Origin of the sequence: Lentzea guizhouensis, from assembly GCF_001701025.1 — a bacterium.
GTDB classification, from domain to species: Bacteria; Actinomycetota; Actinomycetes; order Mycobacteriales; family Pseudonocardiaceae; genus Lentzea; species Lentzea guizhouensis.
This window is the reverse complement of the sequence record NZ_CP016793.1, coordinates 4391851-4410730: the sequence shown is the minus strand read 5'-3', so window position 1 is coordinate 4410730 and position 18880 is coordinate 4391851. Positions and strand designations below refer to the sequence as shown.

16 protein-coding genes and 1 pseudogene are annotated in these 18880 nt (G+C 69.8%); 2 read left to right on the top strand and 15 right to left on the bottom strand.

Annotated features, from left to right (window positions below; all coding sequences use genetic code 11):
- Positions 1 to 39: 39 nt before the first annotated feature.
- The 11 genes and pseudogenes from BBK82_RS50405 to BBK82_RS21905 form a co-directional block, all read right to left on the bottom strand.
- On the bottom strand, positions 40 to 198 hold the full coding sequence (locus BBK82_RS50405) for a hypothetical protein (RefSeq protein WP_154697428.1): 159 nt from the start codon (positions 196 to 198) through the stop codon (positions 40 to 42).
- A gap of 234 nt (positions 199 to 432) precedes the next feature.
- Positions 433 to 2757, bottom strand: coding sequence for a [protein-PII] uridylyltransferase (locus BBK82_RS21950; RefSeq protein WP_065916682.1), 2325 nt, complete (start codon positions 2755 to 2757; stop codon positions 433 to 435).
- Positions 2758 to 2777: 20 nt separating this feature from the next.
- Complete coding sequence (locus BBK82_RS21945; RefSeq protein WP_065916681.1) at positions 2778 to 3116, bottom strand: P-II family nitrogen regulator; 339 nt, start codon at positions 3114 to 3116, stop codon at positions 2778 to 2780.
- Positions 3113 to 4456: an ammonium transporter gene (locus tag BBK82_RS21940; protein WP_065921249.1), complete on the bottom strand. Its 1344-nt coding sequence runs from the start codon at positions 4454 to 4456 to the stop codon at positions 3113 to 3115. Before BBK82_RS21940 ends, BBK82_RS21945 begins: the two co-directional genes overlap by 4 nt.
- A gap of 243 nt (positions 4457 to 4699) precedes the next feature.
- Entirely contained in the window at positions 4700 to 6214 is a 1515-nt protein-coding gene (locus BBK82_RS21935; RefSeq protein ID WP_065916680.1) for an alpha/beta fold hydrolase, read from the bottom strand.
- 114 nt (positions 6215 to 6328) lie between these two features.
- Positions 6329 to 7321 carry an allantoicase gene (alc, locus tag BBK82_RS21930; protein ID WP_065916679.1) on the bottom strand — a complete coding sequence of 331 codons (993 nt, stop codon included), beginning with the start codon at positions 7319 to 7321 and terminating at the stop codon, positions 6329 to 6331.
- Complete coding sequence (allB, locus tag BBK82_RS21925) at positions 7318 to 8607, bottom strand: allantoinase AllB (RefSeq protein ID WP_065916678.1); 1290 nt, start codon at positions 8605 to 8607, stop codon at positions 7318 to 7320. The genes alc and allB overlap by 4 nt, the downstream gene beginning before the upstream one ends.
- A 5-nt stretch (positions 8608 to 8612) precedes the next feature.
- A pseudogene (locus tag BBK82_RS21920) lies at positions 8613 to 9603 on the bottom strand (glycerate kinase family protein).
- 17 nt (positions 9604 to 9620) lie between these two features.
- The gene (gcl, locus tag BBK82_RS21915) at positions 9621 to 11300 is read right to left on the bottom strand and encodes a glyoxylate carboligase (RefSeq protein ID WP_065921248.1); all 1680 of its coding nucleotides are present in this window, start codon (positions 11298 to 11300) and stop codon (positions 9621 to 9623) included.
- Positions 11301 to 11321: 21 nt separating this feature from the next.
- Entirely contained in the window at positions 11322 to 12179 is an 858-nt protein-coding gene (locus BBK82_RS21910; protein WP_065916677.1) for an NAD(P)-dependent oxidoreductase, read from the bottom strand.
- Positions 12176 to 12922, bottom strand: coding sequence for a hydroxypyruvate isomerase family protein (locus tag BBK82_RS21905; protein ID WP_237048307.1), 747 nt, complete (start codon positions 12920 to 12922; stop codon positions 12176 to 12178). The genes BBK82_RS21910 and BBK82_RS21905 overlap by 4 nt, the downstream gene beginning before the upstream one ends.
- A 122-nt stretch (positions 12923 to 13044) precedes the next feature.
- Between BBK82_RS21905 and uraD the strand changes: the two genes are divergently transcribed.
- Both uraD and pucL read left to right on the top strand, forming a co-directional pair.
- Complete coding sequence (gene uraD / locus BBK82_RS21900) at positions 13045 to 13527, top strand: 2-oxo-4-hydroxy-4-carboxy-5-ureidoimidazoline decarboxylase (protein WP_065916675.1); 483 nt, start codon at positions 13045 to 13047, stop codon at positions 13525 to 13527.
- A 6-nt stretch (positions 13528 to 13533) separates the two neighbouring features.
- Entirely contained in the window at positions 13534 to 14412 is an 879-nt protein-coding gene (pucL, locus tag BBK82_RS21895; protein ID WP_065916674.1) for a factor-independent urate hydroxylase, read from the top strand.
- On the opposite strand, the gene BBK82_RS21890 is transcribed toward pucL, so the two are convergent.
- From BBK82_RS21890 to aceB, 4 genes are all read right to left on the bottom strand, one after another.
- Positions 14339 to 15622 (bottom strand): NAD(P)/FAD-dependent oxidoreductase, encoded by a 1284-nt coding sequence (locus tag BBK82_RS21890; protein WP_065916673.1) that lies wholly within the window; start codon positions 15620 to 15622, stop codon positions 14339 to 14341. The genes pucL and BBK82_RS21890 overlap by 74 nt on opposite strands.
- 24 nt (positions 15623 to 15646) lie before the next feature.
- Positions 15647 to 16114, bottom strand: coding sequence for an Imm1 family immunity protein (locus BBK82_RS21885; protein ID WP_065916672.1), 468 nt, complete (start codon positions 16112 to 16114; stop codon positions 15647 to 15649).
- Between the two features lie 74 nt (positions 16115 to 16188).
- Complete coding sequence (locus BBK82_RS21880) at positions 16189 to 17358, bottom strand: DUF6986 family protein (RefSeq protein WP_065916671.1); 1170 nt, start codon at positions 17356 to 17358, stop codon at positions 16189 to 16191.
- A complete protein-coding gene (gene aceB, locus BBK82_RS21875) occupies positions 17358 to 18842 on the bottom strand; it encodes a malate synthase A (RefSeq protein WP_237048306.1) in 1485 nt (494 codons plus the stop codon). Before aceB ends, BBK82_RS21880 begins: the two co-directional genes overlap by 1 nt.
- Positions 18843 to 18880: the final 38 nt, after the last annotated feature.

Sequence of the window (18880 nt, the reverse complement as noted above, 5' to 3'; positions counted from 1 at the left end):
CCGGGAACGTGGCCACGCCGATGACCTGGCCGTTCTCGGTCAGGCGGTGGGGCGGGTGGTGGTCGGGCCGGACAGGGTGGGAAGGACGGTCTGGGTTCCGGTGGCGGTCCAGGTGGCGGCGGAGGAGCCGACGGTGCCGGCGACGAGGCCCGCGTCGTTGAGCCGGACGGCGGTGGACGGGGCCGGGGCGAGGGGCACCCCGGTTCAGAGCGGGAGAACCGCGGCCGGAGCCGGACGGCGGTGTCCAGGTTGTGCGGTGCCTCCCCCAGCCCCACCAACCCGTGCCGCCGGCCTGCCCCGGCCGGGCTACTCCGCCCGGGAAGCGGTCCACCCCTCGAAGGACTCTTCCCGGACGAGGAGAAGACTGCCCTGTTCCGGAACGCCGCAGGAGCGTGAGCACCCCGAGTGGTTGTGCGTAGAGCTACTCATCCGCTACCTGGCCGCGTCGAGGACGGCGCGTTCGATCCGCCGCCGGTCGAGCTCGGAGCCGGCGATGCTGAACGAGTCCACGACGGTCGCGCCCAGTGTCGACACGCGCGCCCATCGGACGTCGGCACCGCACTGCTCCAACGCGCCCGCGACCCGGTGCAGCAGGCCGATCCGGTCCGCCGCGCGCAGTTCCAGCACGACCGCGCCGGTCGCCTCGTCGTCGAACCACAGCACGCGGGCGGGTGGTGGGTCGAGCGGCGGGCCGCCGTAGTCGCGTTCCTTGGCGGCGAGCTTGTCGGCCAGCGGCAACGTTCCCTCGATCGTCCTGGCCAGCTGTTCGCGCAGCAACGCGGCGTCGGGCAGCGAGCCGAACCGCGGCGAGACCGTGAACGCGTCGACCGTCGCCCCGCCGTGCGAGCGCAGCGTCGCCGCGTGCACCTCCAGCGAGTTCAGCGCGAGCACGCCCGCGGCCTTGGACAGCATGCCCGGCCGGTCCGGCGCGAGCACCGTCACGACCGCCGCGTGGTCCTGCTTCTCCAGCAGCACGTCCGGTTTCCCCGACGCCGCAACACGTTCGGCCATCGCCACGTGCGCGGGGTCGAGCGGTTCCGGTTTGGGCAACGCGTCGCCCGCCATCGCCGTGCGGCAGCGCGCGACCAGGTCGGCCAGCAGCGCGGCCTTCCAGTCCGTCCACACGCCGGGGCCGGTCGCCAGGGAGTCGGCCTCCGCCAACGCGGACAGCAGCTCCAGCAGGACCGCGTCACCGTTCAGCGTCTCCACCACGCGGTGCACGGTCGCGGAGTCCTCGACGTCGCGCCGGGTCGCGGTGTGCGGCAACAGCAGGTGGTGGCGGACCAGCGCCGACAACGTCTCGATGTCCTGCGGCCACAGCCCGATCCGCTCACCGATCGCCGTGGCCAGCGCCGCCCCGACCTCGGAGTGGTCCTGCTGCCGTCCCTTGCCGATGTCGTGGATCAATGCACCGAGCAGCAACAGGTCCGGCCGCGACACCGTGGTCGCGAGCCGCGCCGCGTGGGCGACGGTCTGCACCAGGTGCCGGTCGACCGTCCACATGTGCGCGGCGTCGCGTGGCGGGAGGTCCCGCACGGCACCCCACTCCGGGAACAGCCGGCCCCACAACCCCGTGCGGTCCAACGCCTCCACGACGTCCACGAGTCCGCTGCCGCTGCCCAGCAACGCCAGCAGCTCCTCGCGGGCCTCGCGCGGCCACGGCTGGCGCAGCTCCGGCGCCGAGTCCGCGAGCCTGGTCAGCGTGCCGGCCGCGATCGGGTGCTTCGAGCGCGCCGCCGCCGTCGCGACACGCAACAACAACGCCGGATCACGGCTCGGAATCGCGTCACGGGCCAGAGACACCTCTGACCCGTGCAGCACAACGCCTTCATCCAACGGTCTGCGCGGCGGCTGCCCCCGGAGGAACGCCCCGAGCCCCCGCTTCGGCACCGCCGCCCGAGCCGCGCGCACCGCCACGTCGAACGCGTAGACGACCGTACGCGCGGCGGAGGAAAGCGAACGGGCCAGGGCGAACCGGTCGGCCAGCCCGAGCCCGGAGGCCACCTCGTCACCGTCCTGCGCCCGCAGCACGTCGCGCGGTTTCCGGGCCACTCGGCGCAGTTCGGTGCGCACGTCCAGCAGCAGCTTGCGGGCTTCGTCGACGTCCGCCGACGGCCGGTCGACCAGCTGGGCGACCGACAGCGCGTCCAGGATCGTGATGTCCCGCAACCCGCCACGGCCGTGCTTCAGGTCAGGTTCCACGCGGTGCGCGATCTCGCCGCTGCGCGCCCACCGCTTCGTCGAGGACTCGGCGATCTCGTCGAGGCGGTTGCGCACGTTGCCGCGCCACGCCTGCCGCGCGCCGTCCGCCAGTTTCCTGGTGATCTCCTGGTCGCCCGCGATGTGCCGGACGTCCAGCAGCCCCAACGCGGTCCGCAGGTCACCGGCCGCGACGCGCAGCGCCTCGCCGACCGTGCGGACGGAGTGGTCGAGGCCGATGCCGGAGTTCCACAGCGGGTACCAGAGCTTCTCGGCGATCTCGTCGATGTTCTTGACGCCGCCGTGCACGAGCACGAGATCGAGGTCGGAGTAGGGCACGAGCTCTCGCCGCCCCAGCCCGCCGACCGCCACCAGCGCGATACCCGATCCGGATATCCCCGCTCCGCCCGCGTGTTTGGTGAGCCAGAACTCGTGCAGGTCCACGAGTGCCTCGCGCAGCGGTTCGGCGGCCAAGCGACGACGACCTGGCACGAGCAGCCGTTCGCGTGCTCGCACCAGGTCGTCAGCCGTGACGACGGCCGTTTCGTTGTTCTCCACGGACCGTCTCCCCCGGTTTTCTACAGCGCGTCCGATCCGCGTTCGCCGGTGCGCACCCGCACCACGGCGTCGACCGGGGTGACCCAGACCTTGCCGTCGCCGATCTTGCCGGTGCGGGCGGCCTCGACCACCGCGTCCAGCACCTTGTCGACTGCGGTGTCGTCCACGACGACCTCGATCTTGATCTTGGGCACGAAGTCCACCGAGTACTCGGCGCCGCGGTAGACCTCGGTGTGGCCCTTCTGGCGGCCGTAGCCCTGCACCTCGCTGACGGTCATGCCCAGCACCCCCAGCTGTTCCAGGGAGCTCTTCACGTCGTCGAGCGTGAACGGCTTGATGATCGCGGTGACCAGCTTCATGACTTGTTGCTCCCCTCGAGGACCGCGGTCGCACCCGCGGCCACGCTCGGCTTGCCGGTACCCCGCGCACTGGTGAGGCTGCCGTACTCGTACGCCCGCTCAGCGTGCTCGGCCTCGTCGATGCTCGCCACCTCGGCCTCCTCCGCGGCGCGGAAGCCGACGGTGAACTTGATCAGGTAGCCGAGGGCGAGGCTGATCACGAACGAGTACGCGAGCACCGCGACCGCTCCGACGGCCTGGCGCCACAGCTGGTCGAAGCCGCCGCCGTAGAACAGGCCGTTGATCTTGGCCGGGGCCGCCTCGCTGGCGAACAGACCGATCAGGAGGGTGCCGGAAAGGCCACCGACGAGGTGCACGCCGACGACGTCGAGCGAGTCGTCGAAGCCCAGGCGGTACTTGAGGCTGACCGCGAGGGCGCACAGGACACCGGTGATCGCGCCGATCGCGATGGCGCCGATCGGGGTGACCGAGGAGCAGGCGGGCGTGATGGCGACCAGACCGGCGATGATGCCCGACGCGGCACCGAGCGTGGTGGCCTTGCCGTCGCGGATGCGCTCGGTGAGCAGCCAGCCCAGCACCGCGGCGCAGGTCGCGACGAGCGTGTTGATGAACGTGACACCGGCCAGGCCGTTGGCGCCCAGCGCGGAGCCGGCGTTGAACCCGAACCAGCCGAACCACAGCAGACCGGCGCCCAGCACGACCAGCGGCAGGCTGTGCGGCTTCATCGGCTCCTTCGGCCAGCCGACGCGCTTGCCGAGCACGATCGCGAGCGCGAGACCCGCGGCACCGGCGTTGATGTGCACCGCGGTGCCACCGGCGAAGTCGATCGCGAGCAGCTTGTTGGCGATCCAGCCACCGGGGTCGATGACGTTGCCGTCAGCGTCCTTGCCGTCGAAGTCGAAGACCCAGTGCGCGACCGGGAAGTAGACGACGGTGGCCCACAGACCCGCGAACAGCAGCCACGGGCCGAACCGCGCGCGGTCGGCGATGGCACCGGAGATCAGCGCGACCGTGATGATCGCGAACATGGCCTGGAACGCCACGAACGCGGTGCTCGGGATCTTGCCGGCCAGCGAGTCGGCGCCGAGCAGCCCGTCCAGGCCGAAGAACTCGAACGGCTTGCCCAGCAGGCCCGCGCCGACGTCCGCGCCGAATGCCGTCGAGTACCCGAAGAGCACCCACAGGACACCGACCACGGCCATCGCGCCCAGGCTCATCATGATCATGTTGAGCACGCTCTTCGAACGGACCATGCCTCCGTAGAAGAAGGCAAGGCCCGGCGTCATCAGCAGCACCAAGGCGGCGCTGGTGAGCACCCAGGCGGTGTCCCCTGTATCCACTTCGACCTCCACTGCACGTCGGTTGCAGGGAGCATCGGTATGTCCTGTTTCACGCGCTTACGCAGAACGTTTCGCCGAGGTGAACTGTCGGGGCGGGCTTGTTACGTCCGCGTTTCGCGAGGTTCACGGCGTCGATTCCGCAACCTCACGGCGTCGATGCGGTCACGAGACGTGTCCCCCGCCGTGACGCGGACCGCGCCCCCGGCGTACACACCGGGGGCGCGGTTCACGAACAGTGACGGACTAGAACGGGCCCACCGTGACCTTCGGCTTGGCCGACATCACGGACGGCTCGACCGGCGGCTCCACCGCGGCACACCTGGTGCCGTTGCGCGGCAGCTTCAGCGAGACCAGGTACTCGTTGTTGATCTTCAGCGTGCACTCGCTGCGGTCGTACACGCCGTGGCCCCAGCCTTCGTAGGTGACGAAGACGGTGGTGTCACGCGACTGCCTGTGCGCGTTGACCGCCCACTCGTAGACCGTGGCCGTGTCGTAGCGCGCGTTGGTGAGCAGGATCTTCGGCGCGTTCTTGATCTTCAGTGGGTGCTGCGGGTTGGTGGCCTTCGGGTAGCCGACGCAGCCCATCATGGCGCCGTGGCCGATCGACGAACCACGGGTGTTCGGCGCGACGCGGTTCTCCATGGCGTTGAGGGCCTGGTACTCGCCCCACGAGCTCACGCGCAGGTTGTAGTCGTTGCAGAAGATGCCCGCGAACGGGTTCTCGGCGACCTCACCCTCGGCGAACGCCTTGGCGGGCGCCGGCGCACCGGCGACGAGCGTGGCGACCCAGTCGGCGAACTGCTTGAACGCCGGGCCGTAGCCCATGCCGACGACGTTGGCGCCGAGGTCCTCCGCGGTGATCTTGCGGCCGCCCTCGCCGACCAGCTCACCGCGGTCGGCCTTGGCGAGCAGGTCCTTCCAGATCTTGCGGAGGTCCTTGCCGTGGAACGGCGAGGACGGGGTGCGGTCGCTCCACTTGACCCACTCGTTGAACATGTCGTCCGCGCCACGCGCCTCGGTCTCGAGGAACTTCCACGTGCCGAGGCTGTGGTCCATGTTCGAGTCGATGATCATGGCGCGGATGTTGCGGCCGTACTGCTCCGCGTAGTGCTGGCCCATGATCGTGCCGTAGGAGATGCCGTAGTAGTTGATCTTCTTCTCGCCCAGCGCGCGCCGGATCGAGTCGATGTCGTGCGCCACGTCCTTGGTGGAGGCGTGGTCGAAGATGGCGCCGGACTGCTTGCGGCAGTCCTCGCGCAGCTCCTTGTTGAACGCGACCAGCTGGTCGAACTCGGCCTTCGACGCCGGGTACGCGGACGGCGTCTTCTGCAGCAGGTCGAGCGAGCACTTGATCGGCTGGCTGCGGGCGACACCGCGCGGGTCGAACCCGATGACGTCGAACTTGTCGACGATCTCCTTGCTGAAGTACCGGTCGGCGCCGAACGAGAAGTCGACACCCGAACCGCCCGGTCCACCGGGGTTGATCACCATCGCGCCGATCCGCTGCGCCGGGTCGTTCGCCTTGCGGCGCGACACGGCCAGCTGGAACTTCTCCCCGTTCGGCTTGGCGTAGTCGATCGGCACGGTGAGGAACCCGCAGTCGATCGTCGGCACCTCCTCGCACGGCTTCCAGTCGATCGCACCGACGTTGAACAGCTCCGGCTGCCTCTGTCCAGCCGCAGTGGCGAGCGGCGTCACGCCCAGAACCAATGCAGAACTCGCGAGCGCGACTGAGAAGGCGCGCATCATCGGTTGCATGGATTTCCTCCCTAGATCCCCGATCTGGCGAGAGGAAACGCTTCCACCGTTAGTGTGACGTGGACAACCGACCGAAGTATGGCGATGAATCAGACCGTGGTCGTACAACCACCGTCAGTTGGTCGTTTCGGCCCACACCGCCTGAAGGTGTGATAGCCCATCACTCGTAGGCGTACCGATCAGTCGGAGCCTTGCCATGCCACCGTCGGGATAGATGTCCAGGCGTGCGTGCGTCACCTCGGGACTGTCCACCGGGAACCGGTGCCGGGTGTCGGGCTGCAGCCGGGTCCGCGGCAGCACGTCGAACCACGCGTCCGGGTCCTGGCGCGCGTCGCAGCCGCTGACCGAGGCCCAGCCCGGCGCGTTGCCCTTGAAGTGGCTGGTGTCGAGCTCGACCAGCCGCACCACGCCGGCCGCCGCGAGCTGCACGGACACCCAGTCGTTGCCCTCGTCCCGGCGGCGCGCGGTCTCCCAGCCCTCACCCATCACGGTGGCCTGACCAGGGGCGATGAGGTTGTTGGGCGAGCTGTAGAACATGTTGCTGCAGCCTGCGACCACCGCGCCGTTCTCCAGCGCCGCCAGGTCGACACCACCGACGAGCAGGCGCGGGTCGGCGACCGGCTGACCGTGCACGCGCAGCCGGGCGACACCGCCGTCGGGGTCGATGGTGAGCCGGACGTGCGTGACCCGGCGGCCCTCGGTGACGTCGAAGAAGTGCTTCTCGTCGCCCTTCAACGCCGACCGCTCGACCAGCGGGAACCACTCGGTGATCTCGTCGGCCGCCGGGTAGCCCTCGACCTGGGCGCCCTCGACCCAGCAGAACGGCGGGTAGTTGCCCTTGAAGAACGCCGTGTCGACGACGATCCCGCGCACCACGCCCGGCAGGCCGAGCCGGATCACCGCCTGGTCGACGCCCGGCTCACGGCGGCGCCGCGTCTCCCAGCCGTCGTAGATCTGTCCTTTGTGGCCGAAGGTGTAGCTCCGGTAGACCGGCTCGGCGGGTTTGACCAGGTTCTCCCGCTCGGCGAACAGCTCGTCGTTCGCCCACACCACACCACCTCCGACCGCGCGCGAGGCGAGATCGGGCAGCCGGGTCCACTCCGTCATGCTTCTCCTCTTCTGAGCAGCTTGCCTTGAATCTGACCGACTTCCTTGCCGCGCAACCACGTCTGCCGCACGACGCCGCTCAGCGAGCGGCCGTGGTAGGGCGTCACGGGGTTGCGGTGGTGCAGCGCGTTCTTGTCCACCACGAACGTCTGGTCCGGCGCGAACACCACGAGGTCGGCGTCCTTGCCGGGTTCGATCGCGCCCTTCGACGCCAGCCCGGCCTGGCGCGCCGGGTGAGCGGCCATCCAGCGGACCACGTCGGTGAGCTGGAAACCCCGGTCACGAGCGCCCGTCCACACCGCGGGCAGGCCGAGCTGCAGCGACGCGATGCCGCCCCACGCCGTGGCGAAGTCGCCGGCCTTCAGCTCGACCGTGCTCGGCGAGTGGTCGCTCACCACCAGGTCGATCACACCGTCGCGGAGCCCCTGCCACAGCGCCTCGCGGTTGGCCGCCTCGCGGATCGGCGGGCAGCACTTGAACTCGGTCTGCCCGTCGTGGATCTCCTCGGCGGTGAACGTGAGGTAGTGCGGGCAGGTCTCGGCGCTGATCGGCAGGCTCTCGCGCTTCGCGGCCTCCAGGAGCGACAGCGCGTCCGCCGAGGAGAGGTGCAGGATGTGCGTGCGGGCACCGGTCCTGCGGGTCAGCTCGACGACGTCGCTGATCGCCTTGTTCTCGGCCTCGCGCGGCCTCGACGCGAGGAACCCCAGGTAGTCGGGTTCGGAGTCGCGGACCGTGTGCGCGTCCTCGGCGTGCACGATCGTCAACGCGTCGAGCGTGGCCAGCTGCCGCAACGCCGTCTCCAGCTCCGGCACCGTCACCGCGGGGAACTCGTCGACACCGGAGTGCAGCAGGAAGCACTTGAAGCCGAAGACGCCGGCCTCGTGCAACGGCTTCAGGTCCGCGAGGTTGCCGGGGACGATCCCGCCCCAGAACCCGACGTCCACCGACACGGTCGCCGCCGCCTTGCGCTTGATCTCCAGCGCCTCGACCTCGACGGTCGGCGGGATGCTGTTGAGCGGCATGTCGATGATCGTCGTGACGCCACCGGCCGCGGCGGCGCGGGTCGCGGTCTCGAACCCCTCCCACTCGCTGCGGCCGGGGTCGTTGACGTGCACGTGGGTGTCGACGAGACCGGGCAGCAGCACCTCGTCATCAGCGAGGCGCACGACGTTCGGCGACTCGATGAACGGCTCGACGGCGGCGATCCGGCCGTCCACGACACCGACGTCACACGCGATCTCGCCCTGCGGGGTGATCACCCTGCGGGCGCGGAACACCAGGTCCATGTCCCTCACTCTGACACCCGGTCGCGCGCGATGCGACCGCCGAGACCCACCAGCAGCTCCTCGGCCCGCGCGAGGCACCGGGTGAGGTCGGGCTCGACGTCCAGCAACGCGTAGGCGGCCTCCAGCCCCAGCTCACCGGGCTCGACCGAGCACTGCCCCGCCACCGCGACCACCGGCACGTCACCGGAGGCCTTCACAACCCCGTACGGCGCCTTCCCGTGCCTGGTCTGGGCGTCCAGGGAGCCCTCGCCGGTGATCACCAGGGACGCACCGGCGACCGCCTCGGCGAAGCCGGCCAGCTCCAGCACCACCTCGATGCCCGGCCGGAACCGCGCGCCCAGGGACAGCGCCGCGAACCCGATCCCACCGGCCGCGCCTGCTCCGGGGAGGTCCGCGAGCTCGGGCCCGATCCGCTGCGCGAACGCCGCCAGCCGCTCTTCGAGGACCTGCACCTGCTCGGGTGACGCGCCCTTCTGCGGACCGTAGACGGCGGCCGCACCGGACGGCCCGAGCAGCGGGTTGTCCACGTCCGAGGCGAGCACCAGGTCGACACCGCCGAACGAGGTCCCGCCGAGCGCGTCGAGCATGCCGGCGCCGCCGTCGGTGCACGCGCTGCCACCCAGCCCGAGCACGACCGTGGTGCAGCCGAGGTCGAGCGCGGCCTTGAGCAGCTCGCCGACGCCGTAGCTGGTGGCGTCGAGCGGCGCCGGCTCCTCCAGCAACGTCAGCCCGGCCGCCGCGGCCACCTCGACCACGGCGGTGGAGTCCCGCACCGCGAACGACGCGGGCACCGGCTTGCCCACGGGTCCGGTGACCCAGCGGCCGACCCGGATGAACCCGGCGGCGACGGCGGCGTCGACCGTGCCGTCCGCCGTCGGCCACCGGGAGGCAGCGCACGTCCAGGCCGGGGGCCGCCTCCCGCAGGCCGCGCGCGACGGCGGCGGCGACCTGCGGGGCGGTGAGCGAGCCCTTGAACTTGTCCGGCGCGACGACCACCTTGGAGATCACTCGACTCACGGGATCGGCTCGTATTCCTTCATCGCGGCGATGGAGGTGCCGTTCGCGGTGTTGCCCTCGCGTTCGATCATGACCTCGACGAGCACCGGCCGTTGCGTGCGGTCGGCCTCCTTGCGCGCCCACTCCAGCGAGGAGCGGATCTCGCCGGGATCGGCGACCCGGATGCCGGAGCAGCCGTAGGCCTCCATGATCTTCACGTTGTCCGAGCCGGTGGTGTCGTAGTGGATGTCGACCTCGTACTTCATGTCGTAGCCACCGTGGTCCTCCGCCATCCGGATCAGGCCGAGGTACTCGTTGTTCAGCATGATCAGCACGAACGGCACGTCGTACTGCGCGCCGACCGCCAGCTCCTCGACCAGGAACTGGAACGAGTAGTCGCCGACGATGCCCACGACCTCCGCGTCGGGCCGGGCTTTCTTGACGCCGATGGCCGCCGGGATCTCCCAGCCGAGCGGGCCGGCCTGGCCACAGACCTGGTAGTGCCGCGGCTTGTGCGCCTTCTGGTGCTGGCCCGACCAGATCTGGTAGAGCCCGATCGCGGTCACGAAGTAGGTGTCCGGGCCGTAGAACTCGTTGATCTCCTTGAACACCCGCGGCGCCTTGACCGGCACGGTGTCGAAGTCCTCGCGCCGCAGCAGCGTCCGCTTGAGCTCCTGGCACCGCTCGACCCACGCCCCCGCCGGACGGGCGTGCGCACGCGCCTTCTCCAGCAACGCCCGCAGGAACAGCTTGGTGTCCGCGACGATCCCGAGGTCCGGTCCGAACACCTTGCCGATCTGGGTCGGCTCGACGTCGACGTGGATGAACTTCCGGTCACCGCGGTAGGTCGCGAGGTCACCGGTGTGCCGGTCGCCGAACCGCGCACCGAGCGCCAGCACCAGGTCGGACTCGAGGAACGACGCGTTGCCGTAGCGCTGTGAGGTCTGGATGCCGGTCATGCCCGCGTAGAGCGGGTGGTCCTCGTCGACCGCGCCCTTGCCCATCAGCGTGGCCTGGACCGGGATCTGCAGGAGCTCAGCCAGGTCCAGCAGCTCGGCGGCCGCCTCGCCGAGGATGACACCGCCACCGGCGAGCAGCAGTGGGCGTTCGGCGGCCAGCAGCATCTCCAGCGCGCGCTCCACCCGTGCGTCGGAGGGCGCGCTTTTCGCCACCGGCAACGGCTCGTCGATCGTCGGGTCCCACTCGATCTCCTGCTTCTGCACGTCGATCGGCAGGTCGATCAGGACGGGACCGGGCCTGCCGGAGCGGGCGATCCGGAACGCCTCGCGGAAGATCCACGGCATCTGCGCGGCTTCCCTGACCTGCACCGCCCACTTCGTGACGGGCGCCGCGATCGAGACGATGTCGACCGCCTGGAACGCCTCCTGGTGCAGCTTCGACACGGCGGCCTGGCCGGTGATGCACAGGATCGGCACGGAGTCGGCCTGCGCGGTGTAGAGACCGGTGATCATGTTCGTGCCGGCCGGGCCCGAGGTGCCGATCGCGACACCGACGTTGCCGGTCGTGCGCGACCAGCCGTCGGCCATGTGCGTGGCACCCTCCTCGTGGCGCACGATCAGGTGCTCGATCGAGCCGTCCTGCTCCATCGCCTTGTACAGCGGGAGGATCGCGGCGCCGGGGCAGCCGAACACGGTGTCGATGCCCTCGGACTTGAGGACCTCGACGACCGCTTGCATGACTGGGATCTTCGGCATCTGTCAGGCCCTTCCCGCGAAGTTCTCGATGACCTTGAGCAGCGCCGAGTGGTCGAGCGACCCGTAGCCCTGCGCGCGTGCCGCCGCGACCAGTGCGGCGATTTGGTTGGTGACCGGCAGCGCCACGTCGGCGGCGCGTGCCGCGTCCAGTGCGATGCCCATGTCCTTGTGGTGCAGGTCGATCCGGAAACCGGGCTGGAACTCGCGGGCGATCATCGTCTCGCGCTTGAGGTCGAGGATCCGGTTCGCCGCGAGACCGCCGGCGAGCACGTCCAGGCCTGCCTTGGGGTCGACGCCGGACGCCTCCAGCAGCACGATCGCCTCGGCGACCAGGGCGTAGATGCCGCCCACCATGAGCTGGTTCGCGGCCTTCACGACCTGGCCGGCGCCGTGCGGTCCGACGTGGACGACCGTCTTGCCGACGACCTCCAGGAACGGCCTGGCGGCGGCGAAGTCGGCCTCGTTCCCCCCGACCATGATGGAGAGCGCCGCCTGCTGGGCACCCGCCTGACCACCGCTGACCGGCGCGTCGAGCACGCGGACGTTGCTGAGCTTCTGGGCGATCTCAATGGAGGTGGACGGGCGGATCGTGCTCATGTCGATCAGCAGCGTGCCGTCGTCGAACGTCACCTCGTCGATCACGGCCTCGACCTGCGGGTGGTTCGGCAGCATCGTGATGACGACCTCGGCGCCGCTCACGGCCTCCTGTGCTAAGGACGCGGCCTTGCCGCCGGCGGCGACGAGCTTCTCGAGCGAAGCGGAGCTGAGGTCGAAGCCCGTGACGTCGTGCCCGGCGGCCACCAGGTGGGCCGCCATCGGGCTGCCCATGATGCCGAGGCCGATGAAACCGATGGTGGTCATGCGTTGTCCCTCCAGGAGAAGGAGTTCGTGACGGGCTTGTACTCGGCGCCGACGAAACCCGTGTAGCCGTTGGCGCGGAGCTTGGCGAGGTGCCCGAAGAGGTCGAGCTCGCCGGTGCCGGGCTCACCGCGTCCGGGAGCGTCGGCGATCTGCACGTGACCGATCCGGTCCACGTGGTCGGCGAGGGTGTCGAGGTCGTCGCCGTTCGTGGCGAGGTGGTAGAGGTCGGCGAGCAGCTTCACGTTGCCGCGGTCGATCTCGTCGATCAGGTCGAACGCCTGCCGGGCGGTCTTGACCGGGTAGTGCGGCGCGCCGCTGAGCGGTTCGAGCACGATCTGCGCCCCGGCCTCGGCCGCGACGTCGGCGGCGAAGCGGTAGTTCGAGATCGTCTGCGCGGTGGTCTCGAAGTTGCCGTGCAGGGCGTTGAGGGTGCGGCAGCCGAGGCGGGCCGCGATCGCGACGGTGACCTCGACGTTGGTGCGGAACTCGACCTCGCGGCCGGGCCAGCTCGCGAGGCCGCGGTCGCCCGCGGGCATGTCGCCCGCGTAGAGGTTCAGGCCGACCAGGCGCACACCCGCGTCCCCGATCGCCGCCTCGAACGCCTCGATCTCGCGCGTCTCCGGTACGGCGTCCGCGAACGGCCACCAGATCTCGACCGCGTCGAACCCGGCGGCCCGCGCCGCTGCCGGGCGTTCCAGCAACGGCAGCTCGGTGAAGAGCATGGACAGGTTGGCGTCGAACATCGTGGGGGATTCCTTCCACATAGCGGAAGTTGGATTCCGTACAACGGAGACACTAGACATCCCGAGACGCACCGGTCAAGAATGTGGAAGTTCAATTCCGCGATGTAGAAACTTGGAGAGCCGTGGAGAGCTTCAACAGCGCCCCGGAGTCAGAGCTCCGCCCTCTGCTCACCGAGTGCCTCGCGGTACCCCGCTGGGTCGACGCGGTGGTGGCCGGCAGGCCCTACGCGTCGATGGATGCTCTCCTCGCGGCTTCTTCGGGTGCCGCACAAGGACTTTCCGACGAGGAGGTGCTCGGCGCGATCGCCGGGCACCCGCGCATCGGCGAACGACAGAAGACAGGTGGGGTGTCGGCGAGGTGGTCGCGGTCCGAACAGTCCGGTGTGGACAGCTCCCAGGCTGATCGCCTGGCGGCTGCGAACGCCGCGTACGAGGACCGGTTCGGGCACATCTACCTGGTGTGCGCCACCGGCCTGAGCGGTGCGGAAATGCTCGGCAACCTGTCCTCACGCATGGACAACCCGCCGGAGGTCGAGCTCCGCGTCGTCAACGACGAACTCGCGAAGATCGCCGCGTTGCGGCTGCAGAAGCTGATCGGGAGCTGAACGAACATGGCCATCGTCTTGGGCCCCAACCAGTACGGCAAGGCGGAGAACCGCCTCGTCACGGTGTCGCGCAACGGTTCGGTGCACACCATCAAGGACCTGACGGTGAGCACGTCGCTGCGCGGCGACCTCGCCGACACGCACCTCACCGGTGACAACGCCAAGGTGCTCGCCACCGACACGCAGAAGAACACCGTCTACGCCTTCGCCAAGGAGGCGCCGGTCGGCGAGATCGAGGACTTCGCGCTGCGGCTGGGCCGGCACTTCGTGGGCTCGCAGGAGCCGATCACCGGCGCGCGCATCCTGGTCGACGAACACTCGTGGAACCGCATCGACGGCCACGACCACTCGTTCGTCCAGGGCTCGAACGAGAAGCGCACCACCGCCGTGACGATCGACGGCTCGCAGGCGTGGGTCGTGTCGGGCGTGCGGGACCTGGTGGTGCTGAAGTCGACCGGGTCGGAGTTCCACGGCTACCCGAAGGACCCGTACACGACGTTGAAGGAGACGGACGACCGCATCCTCGCGACGTCGGTGACCGCGCGGTGGCGGTACGCCGGCACGGACGTGGACTGGGCGAAGTCGTTCACGGAGATCCGCTTGACGATGCTGAAGACGTTCGCGGACAAGCACTCCCTGTCGTTGCAGCAGACGCTCTACGCGATGGGCGAGGCGGTGCTGACCACCCGGCCCGAGGTCGCCGAGGTGCGGCTCTCCATGCCGAACAAGCACCACTTCCCGGTGGACCTGAGCCCGTTCGGCCTGGAGAACGACAACGAGGTCTTCTACGCCGCCGACCGCCCGTACGGCCTCATCGAGGGCTCGGTGCTGCGGGACGACGCGCCGGACGCCGGTCTTGCCTGGAGTACTTTGCCAGCCTTCTGAACACCACCGGGTTGAGCAGGCTCGCGGGCGACGCGACCATGTGCACGACCCGGACGAAGCGGCGGAACAGGTCGGGGTCGTGCACGATCCCGGCCTGCCACTTCTTCAGGTACCAGGCGAGCAGGCCACCGCGTTTGGCCTCGGCCCAGCCGCGGTCGGCGTTGCTGGACATCGCCCACGTCCCGCTCGAGGTCCGCGCGACCTCGCGCTGGAACCGGCGGCACCCCTTGGCGCTGAAGTCCCGGTGCCGCCGGAACAACAACGCCTCCATCGCCGCGACGGTGATCCCCTGCCCGTACACGGGGTTGAACGCGCACACCGCGTCGCCCACCGCGACCAGCCCGCCCGGCCAGTTCGCGGTGGCCTCGAAAGCGTTGCGGCGACTGGCCGTCCGCGCGAAGAGGTACACGGGCGTGAGCGGTTCGGCGTCGGCGAGCATCGCCGAGATCGGCACCCGCAGCGACTCCAGGAACTCCCGGTAGCTCTCGACGTCGTTCGACGGGTGGTCGCCCGCGGCGCCCTGCGCGGTGACCATGAGCCGGTCCCCCTCGACCCGCATCACCGCGACGCCCCGCGTGAGGTCGGGTGCGGACAGGCTTTCCGCGTACACCACGGGGAAGTCCTCCGGGGCGGTGTAGATCCGGGTCGCGTACCCGGTGCGGGAGTCGACCACCTCGGGTTCCGGCGCGGTGATCCCGGCCTGCGCGAGCCAGGCGGACAGCTTCGACGACCTGCCGGACGCGTCGACGACCAGGTCGGCCTTGACCTCTCCGTCGCGCGTCAGCACCCCGTCCACGACACCATCGCGCAACGACAGCCCGGTGACGTGCACGCCGTCCACGATCTCGGCGGTGACCCGGCGCCTGATGCACGTCTCCAGCAACGGCCGGCTCAACGACAGCAGCGGCATGCCCGTGGGCGCCGTGGAGAGCCAGCCGAGGGGGTTGAGGATCTGCATGTCCCCCGCGTCGGCGAGCACCGCGCCCTGCGCCACGAGCTCGTCGCGCAGACCGGGGAACAGCTCCTCCAGCAGCTCGCCGCCGCGCACGAGCAACCCGTGCACGTGCCTGCCCTGCGGCACACCGGCCCGGTACTCGGGCTCGTCGGACAGCCTGTCCCGCTCCAGCACCACCACGTCGTCGCAGGTCTCGGTCAGCACCCGAGCGGCGAGCAAGCCGGCGATTCCCCCACCGATCACCACAGCCTTCATGAGGCCATTGAACCAGCTGGATCGTCAGCGGTTCTCGCTCGTGCGCAACGACATCTGCTGGTCACGCCACGAGTGGAACAGGTCGGCCTCGCTGTACCAGTCCACGCCGGTCGGCCGCTGCGCCGTCGTCATGAACTCCACCAGCAGCTGCCGGTACAACCCCAGCGGAACCCCCACGCCGGGCGGGAAGTCCGTGTACTTCTCGTTGACGTACGGCGCTTCCGGCGACCCCTTCGGCCAGCCCATGAAGACGTTGTCGACGTAGTACATGTAGCCCCACCCGCCGCGCACGGCGAGCACGACGTTGTGGTCCGGGTCCCCCTCGGCGGTGAGCGGCCGGCCGAAGTGGTCGAGCGACCCGTCGTTGCACTGCGGCCGTCCGAGCAGCCCGATCACCGTGTCCACATCCGCTGCGCACGCGACGACCTGGTACTTGTGCTCCGCCGCGTCGAGGTCCGGCAGCCCGGTCCACAGACCGGCTCGCATGCTCATGGGAGCCACCCTGCACCCATTGCCCACAACATTCGACACCCGTTGACAGAACCACCTGAACGGGTGAGCAGCGCTCAGGCTGACCGGGTGGCGAGACCTCGCAGGGCTGGTTCGTCGAGGCCCGTCGCGGCCTGCACCTCCACCGGGTCGAGCGCACCGCAGTCCACCGCGCGGAGGAAGAACGACGACAGCGCCTGGGCGGTCGCCGGCTCGTCCAGCACGCCTCCGGAGACGCGTTCGACGTAGTCCTTCAGCCGCTTGGCGTCCGCGTCCAAACCTTCCCGGTAGAACGCGTACACGGCCGCGTAGCGCGTGACCAGCTGTGCCGGGTGCAGGTCCCACCCCTGGTAGAAACCGTGCTCCAGCGACCGCCGGGTCAGCGCGTAGTGGGTCTGCCAGCCCTGCTGCTTCCGGTCGCCGACCGGAAGCACGTTGGTCGACCCGTCGGACAGCCGGACCCCGGTCCCGGCAGCGGAGACCTGCATGACGTGCCGGGCGAAGTCGCACGCGCCGTGCGCCAGGTGTTGCTGCGCCGCGGACAACCCGCAGCCCGCCGTGTAGTCATAGGTCCCGAAGTGCAGACCCGTCACCCGGCCCCGTCCCGCGGCGATGAACCGCGGGATCGCGAGCCGGCCCTCGCCGTCCACAACGGACTGCGTGGTCTCGACCTGGATCTCGAACCTCAGGTCCCCGCCGAAGAGGTCGAGCACGTCGGCGAACACCTCGACCTGGTCGGCGGAGGTCACCTTCGGGAAGGTGATCACGAAACCCGGCGGGACCTCCTCCAGTGCTGTCAGGAAGATGTCGAGGGTGCGCAGGCCGCGTTCGCGCGACGCCGAGGTGTCGAACGACTTGATCCGCAGCCCGAACGACGGCGGCGCGGTCTCGTTCTCCAGCCAGCGGGACACGATGTTCGCGGTGCTCTCGGCGTCCATGTCCTCGACGTCGTCCTCGGGCGCGCCGTAGCCGTCCTCGAAGTCGATCCTGAGGTCTTCGACCGGTTCCCGGCTCAGCTTCGCGCGGACCCGGTCGAGCACGCCGTCGGGCAGGTCCGGCAGGAGGTCCTCGTCGATGGACTCCAGCGCCTCGCGGCCCCAGTCGTCGATCGTGGACCCGATGATGCGCCCGGCGGGCACGTAGCACGTGTGCACGGGCTGGCGGCCCACCGGCACCTTGCGTTCCACAGTGGACAGCCGCGCCGTGACCCGCGCGACGTCGTCGGGCGACAGCGATGTCCGGTACATCAGATGCGCTCGTAGGCGGGCAGTGTCAGGAAGTCCACGAAGTCTTCCGACAGCGCGACCTGCTCGAACAGCTCCGCGGCCGCCGCGACGTGCGGTCCGTCGAGCCCGTCCTTCGTCCTCGCGAGCACTTCCCTGACCACGTCCGCGGTGACCCGGGTGCCGTCGTCGAGCACGACCTCGTTGTTGACCCACTGCCAGATCTGGCTGCGGCTGATCTCCGCGGTGGCCGCGTCCTCCATCAGGTTGTGGATGGCCGCCGCACCGTTGCCGCCGAGCCACGACGCGATGTACCGCACGCCGACGTCGACCGCGCTCTCCAGCCCGGCCCGCGTGGCCCCGCCACCGGCCGACTTGAAGTCCAGCAGCTGCTCGGCCGTGACGCTGACCTCGGGCCGCTGCTTGTCGATCTGGTTGGGCTTGTCGCCGAGCACGCCGTCGAAGATCTCGCGGCAGATCGGCACCAGGTCCGGGTGCGCCACCCACGACCCGTCGAACCCGTCCGTCGCCTCGCGCGTCTTGTCCTCGCGCACCTTGCGCAGCGCGTTCTCCGTGACCTCCGGATCGCGCCTGTTCGGGATGAACGCGGCCATGCCGCCCATGGCGAACGCCCCGCGCTTGTGGCAGGTCTTCACCAGGAGCTCCGTGTACGCACGCATGAACGGCGCCGTCATCGTGACGCTGTTGCGGTCCGGCAGCACGTAGTCCGCACCCGCGTCCCGGAAGTACTTGATGACGCTGAACAGGTAGTCCCACCGTCCGGCGTTGAGCCCCGATGCGTGGCCACGCAGCTCGTAGAGGATTTCTTCCATCTCGAACGCGGCGGGAATCGTCTCGATCAGCACCGTCGCCCGGATCGTGCCGTGCGGGACGCCCTTGAGCTTCTGCGCGGTGGTGAAGACGTCGTTCCACAGCCGCGCTTCGAGGTGCGACTCCATCTTGGGCAGGTAGTAGTACGGCTTGCCCAGCTCCGCGTTGTGGAAGAAGTGCAGCCCGAAGTCGACCAGCGCACCGACCGCGTTCTTGCCGCCGAACTGCAGGTTGCGCTCGTCCAGGTGCCACCCGCGCGGCCGCACGACGATCGTCGGGTACGGCCCGCCCTTGAGCTTGTACTCCTTGCCCTCCGGCGAGGTGTGCTCGATGGTCTCGCGCGCCGCCTCGTACAGGTTCACCTGCCCCTGCACCACGTTGTCCCAGTGCGGCGTGTTCGCGTCCTCCAGGTCGGCGAGCCACACCTTGGCCCCGGAGTTGAGCGCGTTGATCGTCATCTTGCGCTCGGTGGGCCCGGTGATCTCCACCCGCCGATCCCGCAGCGCCTCCGGCGCGGCCGCCACCTGCCACTCCCCGTCGCGGACCTCCTGGGTCTCCGGGAGGAACCCGAGAGCCCGACGCTCCTTGCGTCGCGCCAGCAGCTCGTCCCGGCGCGCGGCGTGCGCCTCGTGCAGCTTCGCCACGAACTCAAGAGCCTCTTCGGTGAGGACCTGCACCTGGATCCACCTCTCTCGGGTTTTGCTGTGTGGACTAT

Coding starts and splice junctions, on each gene's coding strand:
- BBK82_RS21905 (WP_237048307.1), bottom strand. CDS start 12,922: ATGTTCGACGCCAACCTGTCCATGCTCTTCACCGAGCTGCCGTTGCTG.
- BBK82_RS21890 (WP_065916673.1), bottom strand. CDS start 15,622: ATGAAGGCTGTGGTGATCGGTGGGGGAATCGCCGGCTTGCTCGCCGCT.
- pucL (WP_065916674.1), top strand. CDS start 13,534: ATGGCCATCGTCTTGGGCCCCAACCAGTACGGCAAGGCGGAGAACCGC.
- BBK82_RS21945 (WP_065916681.1), bottom strand. CDS start 3,116: ATGAAGCTGGTCACCGCGATCATCAAGCCGTTCACGCTCGACGACGTG.
- allB (WP_065916678.1), bottom strand. CDS start 8,607: ATGGACCTGGTGTTCCGCGCCCGCAGGGTGATCACCCCGCAGGGCGAG.
- BBK82_RS21885 (WP_065916672.1), bottom strand. CDS start 16,114: ATGAGCATGCGAGCCGGTCTGTGGACCGGGCTGCCGGACCTCGACGCG.
- BBK82_RS21880 (WP_065916671.1), bottom strand. CDS start 17,358: ATGTACCGGACATCGCTGTCGCCCGACGACGTCGCGCGGGTCACGGCG.
- alc (WP_065916679.1), bottom strand. CDS start 7,321: ATGACGGAGTGGACCCGGCTGCCCGATCTCGCCTCGCGCGCGGTCGGA.
- BBK82_RS21910 (WP_065916677.1), bottom strand. CDS start 12,179: ATGACCACCATCGGTTTCATCGGCCTCGGCATCATGGGCAGCCCGATG.
- gcl (WP_065921248.1), bottom strand. CDS start 11,300: ATGCAAGCGGTCGTCGAGGTCCTCAAGTCCGAGGGCATCGACACCGTG.
- BBK82_RS21935 (WP_065916680.1), bottom strand. CDS start 6,214: ATGCAACCGATGATGCGCGCCTTCTCAGTCGCGCTCGCGAGTTCTGCA.